This window comes from Aliiglaciecola aliphaticivorans, from assembly GCF_054782055.1.
Genome location: NZ_BAAGTF010000002.1, coordinates 15,997 through 29,393 on the forward strand (window position 1 = coordinate 15,997; position 13,397 = coordinate 29,393).

At 43.8% G+C, this 13,397-nt stretch carries 11 protein-coding genes; all 11 read left to right on the plus strand.

Features of this window, described 5'->3' with window-relative positions:
* Window positions 1–49: 49 nt before the first annotated feature.
* The 11 genes from ACYVIL_RS00540 to merA all read left to right on the plus strand — a co-directional run bounded on the left by ACYVIL_RS00540 (window position 50) and on the right by merA (window position 13,394).
* Window positions 50–1,420 carry a TolC family protein gene (locus ACYVIL_RS00540; protein WP_198816213.1) on the plus strand — a complete coding sequence of 457 codons (1,371 nt, stop codon included), beginning with the start codon at window positions 50–52 and terminating at the stop codon, window positions 1,418–1,420.
* A 5-nt stretch (window positions 1,421–1,425) separates the two neighbouring features.
* Window positions 1,426–2,358 carry an efflux RND transporter periplasmic adaptor subunit gene (locus ACYVIL_RS00545; protein ID WP_233095183.1) on the plus strand — a complete coding sequence of 311 codons (933 nt, stop codon included), beginning with the start codon at window positions 1,426–1,428 and terminating at the stop codon, window positions 2,356–2,358.
* 60 nt (window positions 2,359–2,418) lie between these two features.
* The gene (locus ACYVIL_RS00550) at window positions 2,419–5,529 is read left to right on the plus strand and encodes an efflux RND transporter permease subunit (protein ID WP_377895833.1); all 3,111 of its coding nucleotides are present in this window, start codon (window positions 2,419–2,421) and stop codon (window positions 5,527–5,529) included.
* Window positions 5,530–5,687: 158 nt separating this feature from the next.
* On the plus strand, window positions 5,688–6,260 hold the full coding sequence (locus ACYVIL_RS00555) for a methyltransferase family protein (protein WP_460311195.1): 573 nt from the start codon (window positions 5,688–5,690) through the stop codon (window positions 6,258–6,260).
* 251 nt (window positions 6,261–6,511) lie between these two features.
* Entirely contained in the window at window positions 6,512–7,918 is a 1,407-nt protein-coding gene (locus tag ACYVIL_RS00560) for an SMEK domain-containing protein (protein ID WP_198816210.1), read from the plus strand.
* Between the two features lie 4 nt (window positions 7,919–7,922).
* Window positions 7,923–9,341, plus strand: a complete 1,419-nt coding sequence (locus ACYVIL_RS00565) for an argonaute/piwi family protein (protein ID WP_044449525.1) — start codon at window positions 7,923–7,925, stop codon at window positions 9,339–9,341.
* 89 nt (window positions 9,342–9,430) lie between these two features.
* Window positions 9,431–10,669, plus strand: a complete 1,239-nt coding sequence (locus ACYVIL_RS00570) for a tyrosine-type recombinase/integrase (protein WP_460311196.1) — start codon at window positions 9,431–9,433, stop codon at window positions 10,667–10,669.
* A 92-nt stretch (window positions 10,670–10,761) separates the two neighbouring features.
* A complete protein-coding gene (merR, locus tag ACYVIL_RS00575; RefSeq protein ID WP_284216380.1) occupies window positions 10,762–11,151 on the plus strand; it encodes an Hg(II)-responsive transcriptional regulator in 390 nt (129 codons plus the stop codon).
* A gap of 123 nt (window positions 11,152–11,274) precedes the next feature.
* On the plus strand, window positions 11,275–11,622 hold the full coding sequence (locus tag ACYVIL_RS00580) for a mercuric transporter MerT family protein (RefSeq protein WP_460311197.1): 348 nt from the start codon (window positions 11,275–11,277) through the stop codon (window positions 11,620–11,622).
* Window positions 11,623–11,672: 50 nt separating this feature from the next.
* Window positions 11,673–11,951 carry a mercury resistance system periplasmic binding protein MerP gene (merP, locus tag ACYVIL_RS00585; RefSeq protein WP_460311198.1) on the plus strand — a complete coding sequence of 93 codons (279 nt, stop codon included), beginning with the start codon at window positions 11,673–11,675 and terminating at the stop codon, window positions 11,949–11,951.
* Between the two features lie 3 nt (window positions 11,952–11,954).
* On the plus strand, window positions 11,955–13,394 hold the full coding sequence (merA, locus tag ACYVIL_RS00590; protein WP_460311199.1) for a mercury(II) reductase: 1,440 nt from the start codon (window positions 11,955–11,957) through the stop codon (window positions 13,392–13,394).
* Window positions 13,395–13,397: the final 3 nt, after the last annotated feature.

A 13,397-nucleotide genomic window follows, 5' to 3' on the forward strand; every position in this document is an offset into this window, starting at 1 on the left:
TCAAACGTTCATGCGATGTTCGCTTTTAATAGACAATTAGGACTTCACTATGAAACCGTCTTTTTTAATTGGGCGTGCCCGTGCTATCACGTGCCTGCTTATATTCGGTCTGCCCATTATCGCTCAAGCCGAGTCTTCGGTATGGACTAACGTGCGCTCATACGAGCCAAAAACACCGCTAATGCGTGAAAGCATTACCCTTGAAGATGCGATCAAACGCACATTGGCAGATAACCCAAATTTGCATGAGTTTGAATTCAGACAACAAGTGTTGGCGGGTGAAACAAAAACAGCAGGCTTAAAACCCGGTTTGATCGCCGGTGTTGAGCTTGAAAACTTTTTAGGAACAGGTGAGGTATCTGGCCTTAAAGAGCTTGAGATGACGCTTACTTTGTCATCAGTGATACAGCTCGACAACAAACCTGCCGCCAGGCTGGGTGTGCTTTCAGCGCGCAGGGAGCAACAAGATGTTGAAAAGAAAATCCGCACTTTGGACTTACTCGGTGAACTTAACCGCCGCTACATTCACGTGCTGTCGCTCCAAGCGTTATTGGCCGTGACCAAGGAAGCTGAAGCACTGGCGAGATATACCCTTGAGGCCGTGTCCAAAAGAGTGGAAGCCGGTGCATCGCCGCTACTTGACCAAAAAAGGGCGCTATCAGCACTTGCTCAATCCCAACTTGATGTTGACGTGACCAAGCAAAACCTTCGCTTTGCCATACGCAGTTTAGCGATCATGTGGGGAGAGCCAAATCCAAGCTTTAGGCGAGTAGAGGGTAAACTCTTTGTCTTCCAAGAAACAGCTTCCTTTAATGCACTGTCAATGGCTATTCAAAACAGCCCACATATTGACTTGTTTGCGCAGCAAAGCCGCGTTCAATCAGCCCAACTTCGCTTAGTGCAAGCAGGCAACAGGCCAGACATTGAGTGGTCAGCCGGTATCCGCCGGATACAAGGTATCGATGAGACTGCGTTTGTCGCCGGGGTGAGTGTGCCGCTGTTTCAGAAACAGCGCAATCTAGGTGAATATGAAGCACAAAAAGCACGGCTTGATTTGATTGAACAACAAAAACAAAGCGACGTGCGAAATCTATTGCATTCAGTCAACCAAGCGCTGGGTGAGCAACAACGTGCGTTATTGGAGGTTGAATCGATCCAGCAAAACGTCATTCCACCGCTTAAAGACGCGCTGAACTTAGTTGAAAACGCGTATTTGGATGGACGATTTAGCTATCTGGAATGGGTCTCGACACGGCAGGAGTTTTTAAACACTCGCTTAGCGTTAATCAACGCGGCTACGCAAGTCCATCTTAGCAGCGCTGAAATAGAAGCGCTGACGGGTATTTCCCTCATAACTCAGCGCACCGCCAATCCATCAAGCGATGGAACGGCTGGTAATGCGCATTTCGATAAGAAGTAATGACGATGAACAAATTAAACATTTTCCGCAAATTAACACACCTAACGCCCTTGGCCACTACCTTAATGCTAGTAATTCATAGCACCGCGCTATTTGCGGGTGAAGATGACCATGGTGAAGAAGGTCACTCGGATGAAGTGGTGACAATGAGCACCACAACAGCAACGAAAAATGGGATCACAACTGTACAAGCCTTTCCAGGAGAACTTGCTGTTTCAACCACGCTTTACGGTCGAATTAGTGCCGATCCCGCCTCACTTAGCCATATTCGTGCACGATTTAATGGCGTGATAAAAAGCGTTAACGTCAACATAGGTGACAAGGTAAAAAAAGGCGATGTGCTAGCGATTGTCGAGTCGAATGAAAGTTTAAAAAGCTATTCGATTACCTCGCCCTTTGATGGCAGTGTGATTGCCAGGCATGCAAACAACGGTGAGCTGTCTAACGGACAGGTGCTATTTTCGTTGGCTAACTATAAAAACGTCTGGGCGCAGCTGACCGTATTTTCACAGCAACTGGGTGAAATCAAAGTCGGCCAACGTGTTGGACTTAGCCATGCTGATTTTAGTCAAGTCACGACTATCGCTTACCTAACACCGTCGGTAGATGGCAGCCCTCACTCGCTTGCCAACGTTGCACTTGATAATAGTGACGGTTACTGGCCGTTAGGTACCTTGGTGAAAGCAAAGGTGACCACTGCCACTCAAGCCGCGAGTCTCCTTGTACCCGTCTCTGCGGTTCAAGAATACGAAGACAATCAAGTGGTGTTTGTTCAGCATTATGACGAATACACACCTCGCCCCGTCAAACTTGGCATGTCGGATGGAACGCGTGTTGAAGTGCTCCTAGGGCTTACCGAAGGCGAGTCCGTAGTTGCGACCAATAGCTATTTGATTAAAGCAGACTTAGAGAAATCGGAGGCGGGTCATGATCACTAACGCCTCTATCAACAGTCTATTTCAGCTCATAAAGCAAGTGAGCAATCGTGGAGGTTTAGCATGATAGCTTCCATTTTACGCACGTCGATTGAAAGGCGCGGGATCTTTTTGATGCTAAGCTTTATCGTGATTGGGTTTGGTTTATTTAGCTATCAAAAACTCCCCATTGATGCCGTCCCTGATGTCACCAATGTTCAAGTGCAAATCAACACGCAAGCACAAGGCTATTCGCCACTTGAGACCGAGCAACGCATCACCTTTTTGGTTGAAACTGCTTTGGCGGGTTTGCCTAACCTGGATTATACACGTTCGCTATCTCGTTACGGTCTATCACAAGTGACCGCTGTGTTTGAGGAAGGCACTGACCTTTATTTTGCCAGAAACCTTATTAATGAGCGCCTCGGCATTATTAAAAGTCAACTGCCCCAAGGTATCGAGCCAGAAATGGGGCCGATTGCTACGGGACTCGGCGAAATCTACATGTATACGTTGAGCGCTGAACCTGGCACCAAAACGTCAGACGGAAGAGCGTTTGATGCCATGGCGTTGCGTGAATTGCATGACTGGGTAGTCAAGCCGCAACTGGCCTTGGTAAAGGGAATTACTGAGGTCAATGCCATTGGTGGATACACCAAACAATATCATATTAATCCGGATCCTCAATTAATGTTGAACTATGGCGTTAGTACAGATGACTTGCTGCGAGCACTTGAACGCAATAATGCGAACCAAGGGGCAGGGTATATAGAGCGAAACGGCCAGCAAATACTGGTGCGATCACAGGCGCAGTTATCCTCTATCGATGACATTAGCCAAGTGGTGGTGACACTCACAAACCAGTCTCCTGTGACGGTTGGTGATATTGCTGAGGTTGCCATAGGCAAAGAGCTTCGCACCGGCGCGGCGACGCGCGAAGGGGTAGAAACCGTGCTAGGTACAGCGATGATGCTGATTGGTGAAAACTCGCGAGCCGTTGCCTTGGCCGTCGCTGATAAAGTAGATGAAATCCAAACTAGTTTACCTAACGGGGTGCTGATTGAAACGGTCTATGACCGCACAGCTTTGGTGGATAAAGCGATCGATACCGTCAGAAAAAACCTAGTGGAAGGGGCATTGCTTGTCATCGTGGTCTTGTTTTTACTCTTGGGCAATGTGCGAGCGGCCATCATCACGGCTGCGGTCATCCCCCTAGCGATGTTGGCGACGATTACAGGAATGGTACAAACGGGCGTTAGCGCCAACTTAATGAGTTTGGGGGCACTTGATTTTGGTTTGATTGTCGATGGCGCTGTCATCATTGTCGAGAACTGCATTCGGCGATTAAGTGAATCACAGCGGCGAACAGGTGCGGTGTTGCCATTAAAAGAAAGACTGGAAGTCGTATTTGAGGCGACCAATGAGGTGATACGTCCCAGTTTATTTGGGGTAATGATCATCACGATTGTCTATATCCCTATTTTTAGTTTAACTGGCGTAGAAGGCAAAATGTTCCACCCCATGGCGGCAACTGTTATTTTGGCTTTACTGACTGCGATGGTGTTTTCTATCACACTGGTGCCCGCAGCGGTCGCGATGTTCATGTCAGGTAAGGTGAGTGAAAAAGAAAGCCCGATTATCATAGGCGCTAAATCTGTTTACCGTCCTGTTCTATTGTGGGCGCTGAAATTGCGCTGGTTGGTCATGATCGTCGCAACTGGATTGGTCGTGATAAGCATGTGGTTAGGGATGCGATTGGGTACTGAATTTGTGCCTCAACTGGATGAAGGTGACATTGCCCTTCACGCTATGCGCGTCCCTGGCACTGGCATTGAGCAAGCGGTGGATATGCAAAAACGACTAGAGCAAACCATTATGCAATATCCACAGGTACAAACGGTTTTTGCTAAAACCGGTACGGCGGAAGTCGCGACTGACGCCATGCCGCCCAATGTGACCGATACTTTTGTCATGCTAAAACCACATGACCAATGGCCTAACCCTGAAGTGTCTAAAGCAGAGTTTGTAGAGCAGTTAGAACGCGACTTACAAAATATGCCCGGCAATAATTATGAGTTTACCCAACCCATACAAATGCGTTTTAATGAGCTCATCAGCGGTGTACGCGCTGACTTGGGCATTAAGATCTATGGTGATGACTTAACAACGCTGCGAGCGACCGCCATTAACATCTTGGCGGTATTGCAAGATGTACTAGGAGCGGCTGATGCGCGTATAGAGCAAGTGGATGAAATTCCCATTTTTACCGTCAACCCGAAACCTAATGCGTTGGCTCGCTACAATTTGGACGTCACTGACTTACAAATGTGGTTAAGTGCTTCCATTGGCGGGAAAGAAGCGGGGCTTATATTTGAAGGAGACAGGCGTTTTGAACTTGTGGTGCGTTACCCGGAAGGTATTCGCAATAATCTAGATGCACTGGGTAGCATTCCGATTATGACGGGTGAGGGGGCTTACGTCCCAATTTCAGAGGTTGCCCAACTTGAGTTTGCCAGCATACCCAGCCAAATTAGCCGAGAAAATGGTAAGCGCCGGATTGTCGTCACAGCCAATGTGCGTGAGCGTGATTTGGGTTCATTTGTGAATGAAGCGAAACAACAAATTGCACAAAATGTCGACTTACCTTCAGGTTATTGGTTGGACTACGGCGGCACATTTGAGCAACTAGAAAGTGCCAGTCAACGGTTGAGTCTTGTGGTACCCGCCACACTCTTTTTGATCCTGGCATTACTCGTTATTGCGTTTGGTTCGTTTAAAGATGCGCTGATTATTTTCACTGGCGTACCGTTGGCGTTAACAGGGGGCATTTTTGCGCTTTGGATACGGGATATGCCGTTATCAATCTCTGCTGCAATCGGGTTTATTGCTCTGTCGGGTATTGCGGTACTCAATGGCTTGGTGATGTTGTCGTTTATCCGGCAAAGATTGGATGAAACTGGCGACTTAATCAATTCGATTATTGACGGCGCGTTGACACGTTTGCGTCCGGTACTGATGACTGCATTGGTAGCAAGCCTTGGGTTCGTGCCCATGGCGCTCAACGTGGGTACTGGCGCAGAGGTGCAACGGCCTTTGGCCACAGTGGTCATCGGTGGGATAATATCGTCAACCTTGCTAACACTGATAGTGCTGCCTGTACTCTATCGACTCGTGCATAGTAAAGGGGAGCAGTAGTGTTCTTGGGCATTTGTTCATAAATGCCCAAGTTTTACCTGAACGATTTTTAGGCACCTCTTGACTCTATATTAAGTATAGACTTTACAATCATATTCTTAACGTCATATACGATAAGGATACATATGATTCCGCTTATTTTAATTAGTAGTTTTTAATTGCTAGCAGTCCTCGGTAGAAGCTTTGTTCAATATAAGAGAAATGGTGATTTTGGTATTAGAGCAGCATCTATAAACGCATCATTAATTGAAATTTTACCAGGGGCTATATTCGTGGTTACGTTTTGCTTAGCATTTGGTCTCATTCTTTATGGTTACTTAGGACGGGTGCCCCTCTTATTTGTTCCTTCAACTCCATTTCAACTTCTCGGCTCCTTGATTGGCGCCTGCGGAATTGCAGTAACGCTGTTGTCTCAAATTCAAATGGGAGATTCATGGCGTATTGGGGTTGACCAGCAAGAAACGACTGCACTCATTACTCACGGGATTTACGCAAAGTCTCGCAACCCTATTTACTTTGGTATTCTTCTATTTTGGATAGGGGTGTGTATAACGTTCCCTCATATGCTGCTTTGGGCGTGTGCTTTTGTATGTTGGATTTGCATTGAAGTGATTGTTCGAAAAATTGAAGAACCTTATTTGAAGAACGTGCATGGCAATGATTTTCTAAAATATCAGTCTGACACTAACCGATACATACCAAAGCTTTCACGATTTAGTGTTGACGCTTAATACCAAGGACCTTCGTACTCTACATTTTTCAGGGTGATAGCTGGCTATCGCTATCGCCTATTTTGGGGTCGTAACTTTAGAAAAATCCACCTATGACGGCTGTCATAACTTCAGCAAATTTAAAGCACTTTCAATGAGTATTATGGCTAGCAATATCTATGGGAAAAATGATCTAAATTGTTATTGATTAAATGAAAAGCGTTACTATATAAGCTGTATATAATCTCAGTATAAAAAGGACATAGCTATCGATGGAAGTGTTAACCGTAGAAAACGAGCTTCGCCAAGTAGTATCTAGACTGGTTACTCAAGTTGAGCTTGCAACGAAGCAGGGAAAACTCGATATCAACCTTGCATTGGAAGATGCTTTGATCCCTATACTGAAAGAGCTATTTCATCTACCAAAGCTACATAACTTAAATGCAAAGCAAAAAAATTTCCCGGGTATCGATTTAGGTGATGAATTTGACCGAGTGGCTTTTCAAGTAACAGCAACGACAGATCTGGAAAAAATCAAAAAGACATTGAATGTGTTCATTGAAAAAAACTACCAATCAAATTTTGATGAGCTTTACGTTTTAATGCTCGTTAAAAAGCAGAAAAGTTACTCACAATTGTCTATCGATAAAATTACGGGGGATGTATTCACTTTCAATACCAACACTCATGTAATAGATCCTGGCGACATTCTAGCAAAAGCATCTAATTTGAGGGTCACTGCACAAAAGCGTATTTTGCATGAGTTTAAGCTTATCCTCGGTGAGATAGACGGCTACCTCGCACTCCGAGAATCAACAACTGAGTTGCCAAGAGCATATACAACTAATTTGGCTCCAATTTCTTTCCCTAATACGGTGTACGTAGCACAATTGACGATCGTTAAAAAAGAAGTGTTTGAAAGAGCCAGAGCTGAGCTGGGATATAAGGGAAGGCGCTCATCAGACATGTTTTTATGTGTGCGCTTAGCGTTAGCACTAGAAGGCTCCCAATTTTCTGCATGGACATTTCATGATGGGAAACTGTTTACATTCTCAAACTTTGATGATCATACGGCTTTGATGTCAATAGTAGATAAAGGAAGCATCGAAGAATTAGATTCTAACGAGCTTTATGATTCTGAATATGTTGAGTATGAGAATGTCTTTAAGTCACTATTGCAAGGTCAGGTTCGCGAACAAGTGAAAGACTATTGCATTGGTTTTGATATGTTCGAAAAACAATATTACTTTCAACCCGAAGATAAAGAACAGATTAGTAGAAAAGAAAAGTGGATAGGATTAAAAGCAGCGCAACGAACCGTTTTCGAGCGCGTAGAGAGCAAAAAGGAACCCGGCAAAGTAGCTCACTTTAAGCACCTGAGTTTCCAGTTAACATTCGTAAAAATACAAGACCAGTTTCACGCAATGATCGTCCCAAGTTGGCTATACACCTACAATACACACCGTCGTTCCAGGTTTCATGATAAGTTGGTATCGAAACAAAAAGGATTAGAAAACAACCAAGCCGTAAGAAATCTTACGCGGTTTGTATCGTACTTTCTTGCTCAAATGGATGCTCAATTGGGCGAAAGCATCAAGTTTGAACAGCTTATACAACTCGCACCCGAAGAAAATCCCTTGTCATCTGATGACAATGTTGAAGAAGAGGCGGAAGTATAAAACTATGAAAATTACAATCATCCAAGAGCCACTTCTTGAATTTGGGAAAGGTACTCATATATGTCCAAGGAATGGAATTGAACGTATGGGCGTATATGACACAAAAGATGAATTGCGGCGCTCAGAACTTAGATTAGGGATCGTGGGAAGAGGGGAAGGTGTTGACAAGCTAGATGTCTGGCTGGATTTATGTCGAACTGGTATTTTAGCCAAAGAAAGCCATCTTTCAAATCTATTTAAAGGCTTTGGAGGGGTGTCATTGGATTATGGGTTTCATACCCAATTACTTTCGTCTCCGGGCTACACACGCACTATTCAAAAATCATCAATTGTCAAAGTTGGTAAAAATAAAACGCGAGAGGATCGAGTTGTCGATGCCGTTAACTTGTTTTATGAGCAGATACAATTTCTTGCGGAAAATCGTTCAATTGATGTAATCATCTGTGTAATTCCTGATGAAATGTTTATCTCTCTGACAAAAAGAGAAAAGCATTCAACAGAGGACACTGGGAAAGTTGAACTCTATCTGGAACATGATTTCAGAAGGCTCCTAAAAGCAAAGTGTATGCATCTCGGTGTACCACTGCAGTTAGTTGTTGAGAGCACATTGTTAACGGGTAAAGCTAACAGAGGCAATCAGGATGATGCGACACGAGCTTGGAATTTTGCAACAGCTCTCTATTACAAGGGTAACAAAACAGTTCCCTGGCGGTTAAAAGAAGAGCGATTTAAACCCAAAAGTTGTTATGTTGGAATAGGGTTTTATCGAAGCAGAGATGGTGAAACGATCTCAACAAGCCTTGCTCAGGTGTTCGATGAATTCGGACACGGTGTCATTCTCCGTGGCACGCCCGTTGTAATAGACAAAAATGATAAACGACCATATATGTCTGAGCAACAAGCCTATGATTTGTTGAGCTCAGCATTGTCAGAATATGGTAAAGCACTAATGCACATGCCTGCAAGGATTGTCATCCATAAGACTTCGAAGTTTAGAGATACTGAGATTAAAGGATTTAATCGTGTACTTGAGGAAAAGAGCATCAGTGCAAAGGACTTTGTTTCGATAACAAACACTGACATGCGTTTGTTCAGCGATTCAAACTATCCACCGGTAAGAGGTACTTTACTTTCAATCAATGAAAATGAAGGTATTCTGTACACACGAGGAACCATAGATTTTTATCAGACATATCCGGGGGCATATATTCCCAATCCGTTAAAAATTGATGTGTTTGAAAATGATTCTTCGCTTGAAGAGCTTGCGGAGGAAATTCTTGGTTTAACCAAGATGAACTGGAACAACACGCAATTGGACGGGCGCTTACCAATTACTCTTGAGTGTGCAAAGAAAGTGGGAGAAATAATGAAGTATGTTGATTTAGGAGAGAAACCTCAGGTCAGTTACAGTTTCTACATGTAACCTCTACTATGTCTAATACGGTTTAGTATTAGACATAGTGTATAAGGGTAAGTTATAGTGTTGCCATCTTAACCTACAAAAAAACTCATTTGGCCATCTCTAAACCCACACCGTTGTTTCCCACGTATGCTGAGCTGGCAGAGCTCAGTTTGTCTGACTATCCGCAGCTAAGTTCATTCTTAGATAAGCAACCGACATGGATGAGACAGCACTGGGACTGGGCGAAAGAATACCTTTTATATATCGGTCGCAACAAATCACAGCACACGTATGTGCGTTTTCGAAATGACATCGAAAAGTTTCTACTGTGGGTCTTCATGGTGGATAAGCAGCCAGTGGACGATTTACGCAAAGCAGATATTTTGCGATACATTGATTTTTGTGTGGCGCCACCGGTTAAATGGATAAGTACGCAGCTCCACGATCGATTTAGCCTCAAAAACGGATACTTTGCTTCAAACCTTAAGTGGACCCCGTTCAGGCAAACGCCGCCCAAATACGATAAGGATAGAGTGCTCGACCCGAAAAAGTACCAACCATCATTGCAGACCCTCGAATCTACCTTTGTGGCATTGAGTTCTTTTTACCGTCATCTCATCGATGAAGAAATTTGTTTCGGCAATCCTATTCCATTAGCAAAACGTGACTGTAAATATATGATTAAAGACAGTCAGGTGAAAACGATCAGTCGATTAACGGAACAGCAATGGCAATATCTCTTGGATACTGCGGTTGAAATGGCAGATAACGATCCGCTTGTGGAGCGCAATTTATTCGTTATTGCTACCATGAAAACCCTATTTCTGAGACTTTCAGAGCTCTCAGAACGCCAAGACTGGACACCGTTGATGAGTCATTTTTGGACAGATGAGGACAACAACTGGTGGTTTAAGGCCTATGGAAAAGGCAAAAAGATTAGAGATATCACGGTACCACCGGGTTATCTTACGTTTTTGAAACGCTATAGAGAATGGCGTGGACTGTCACCGTTACCATCCAAAGGTGAACAAACCGTTTTGGTCGAAAAAATTCGCGGTCGTGGCGGTTTAACGAGTCGTCAAATCTCCAGGCTTGTGCAGCAAGTATTTGATGCAGCTTTCGACAAGATGAAGTCTGAACAGGGACTAGAAGCCGCGCAGAAATTAAATGAAGCAACGACACATTACTTGCGTCACACCGGTGCCAGTATGGAGATTGAACGTGACAGGCCTTTGAAAGATTTATCTGAGGATCTAGGTCATTCAAGTAGTGCGACCACTGACACAGTTTATGTTCAAGTGGAGCGAAAACGCAGAGCAGCATCAGGTAAAGATAGAAAAGTTCAATAGCTACATTTGACATTTAGTTAGGCAATATCTCGGTTTAAACCCTTGATTTAACTACTTGTGTCTTACAATTATATTGTAGAGGTGATTCGCTTATGTCAGGGACAATCGGAAAGATTGCAAAACTAATCGGTGTGAATAAAGAAACTATTCGCTTTTATGAGCGCAATGGCTTAATCAGTCAGCCACAAAAGCCCTCTGAGGGTTATCGAGTATATCCTAAGGAAACGGTTGATAGGATCCGATTCATAAAACGCGCTCAAGAATTAGGATTTACGCTTAAAGAAATAGAATCTCTGCTGTCGTTAAATAGCGAGTGCTGTAGCAAGGTAGAAGCGCTAGCAAAACAGAGACTTGCATCTGTGCAATCTAAGCTGGAAGACCTAAAACAATTAGAGCATGCGCTATTGGAGAGCATCACTAAGTGTCAGACGAATGATGATGATAGCCATTGCCCCATTATTAATGCCCTGTCACCAAAGTAAATGTATCTAACTATCTAGAGCATCCCGCTAACAAATCACAATGAAATAACTAATCAAGCTTGACTCTGTACTAAGGTACATACTTTATACTCGGTGCTATCTTATCCAATATCGAGATTAAATATGATCAACGACGACTCTAAAATGCCGATGGTGGGAGGTATTATCGCGGCGATCGGGGCAGGCATTTGTTGTGTAGGTCCGTTAGTCCTATTGTTGCTTGGAATAAGTGGCTCATGGATTAGTAGCCTAACCGCTTTTGAACCATACCGTCCAGTTTTTGTAGTGACCGTCATGCTCTTCCTTGGCTATGCAGGTTATAAAATCCATCGGCCGATTGAAAAATGCCAACCAGGAAGTGTCTGCGCAATTCCGCAAACAAGGCGTCGTCGTCAAATTGCCTTTTGGATAACGTCATTAATAGCATTTGTTTTGATCACAAGTAACTATTGGCTAGTTTGGTTAATCTGATTTCAAGAACCTTACACAATCCCTAAAACATTTTAAAACAGGAAAATATTATGAAAAAACTATTACTTACGATGGCTTTACTTTCAAGCACCACGGCGTGGGCAGAGTTAAAAACAGTCACGCTAGAAGTACCTAGCATGAATTGTGTTACTTGTCCCGTTACGGTCAAATTAGCACTTAAAAAAGTGGAAGGTGTAACAACAGTCGAGGCTACGTATGAGCCAAATGAAGCGATTGTTACCTTCGACGATACGAAAACCAATACAAAAGAGTTAATGGCAGCCACCGAGAATGCAGGCTATCCGTCTAACGTAAAAAGTAGCGATTAATCTATGAACGCACAAGGCAGCTCTAATTGTTGTGCAAGCAAGGCGAAGCAACTTCATGTTGCTATTATTGGCAGTGGATCTGCGGCATTCTCGTGCGCCATTAAAGCGGCAGAAAATGGTGCAAGGGTCACCATAATAGAAGGAGCCGACGTTATAGGCGGGTGTTGTGTTAATGTCGGCTGCGTTCCATCTAAAATTCTCATCCGCGCCGCTCAATTAGCACATCAACAACGAAGCAACCCTTTTACAGGCATTGAAGACCACGAACCTAAGATAGACCGCACGCTTTTATCGCATCAACAAATCAGTCGCGTAGACGAATTGAGAACCGCCAAATACCAAAATATACTGGAAAACAATCCGGCATTAACCTTGATCAAGGGGTATGCGCGGTTTAGTAGCAAAAATGCGCTGAACATTACCCATGCTGACGGTACAGAAGTAACACTACTTGCAGACAAATTTCTTATTGCAACAGGCTCAACACCCACTATCCCTAAAATAGAAGGACTACAAAACACCCCCTATTGGACTTCAACAGAAGCGTTGTTCGAAAAAGAGCTACCTAAGAGCCTTGTAGTAATTGGTTCATCGATAGTTGCTGTAGAAATTGCTCAGGCATATGCTCGGTTGGGTTGCCAAGTCACTATTTTAGCGCGCAGTACCTTGTTGAAAAGTGAGGATCCACTGTTGGGTGATAGATTAAGTCAGTGTTTTGAGAAGGAGGGCATTGAAATAATAAATAATACCCAAGTCACTCGAATCACTCATGATGACAATGGTTTTTTCATACAGACCGAAGATGAGCAAGTGCTCTGTGAGAAGTTATTGATATCTACTGGCCGTCACGCAAATACTGCAAGAATTTGTTTAGATGCTGCAGGTGTCAGGACTGACAATAAAGGAGCCGTCATTGTCAATGAAATGCTTGAGACAAATGTCTCTCATATATACGCTGCAGGCGATTGCTCAACCATTCCTCAATATGTGTATGTTGCGGCGGCTGCTGGCAGCAAAGCGGGTTCAAATATGACAGGTGAAAACGTAAGACTCGACTTATCAACGATGCCTGCCGTTATTTTTACCGATCCGCAAGTTGCTACAGTAGGGTTATCAGAGCGTGTAGCCGAAAAACAAGGTATAAGCGTTATTAGCCGTGTATTAGAGATGGAGAATGTACCAAGAGCTTTAGCCAACTTCAAAACTGATGGCTTTATAAAGTTGGTTGCAGATAAACAATCTAATAAGCTTATCGGAGCACAAATCCTAGCACACGAAGGTGGTGAGCTAATCCAAAGTGCAGCCCTTGCGATTTACAATAAAATGACAATCGATGACTTGGCAAACCAACTCTTTCCTTATCTTACAATGGTCGAAGGGATGAAACTGTGTGCGCAAACTTTTAGTAAGGATGTAAGTCAGTTATCTTGCTGTGCAGGTTAGCAA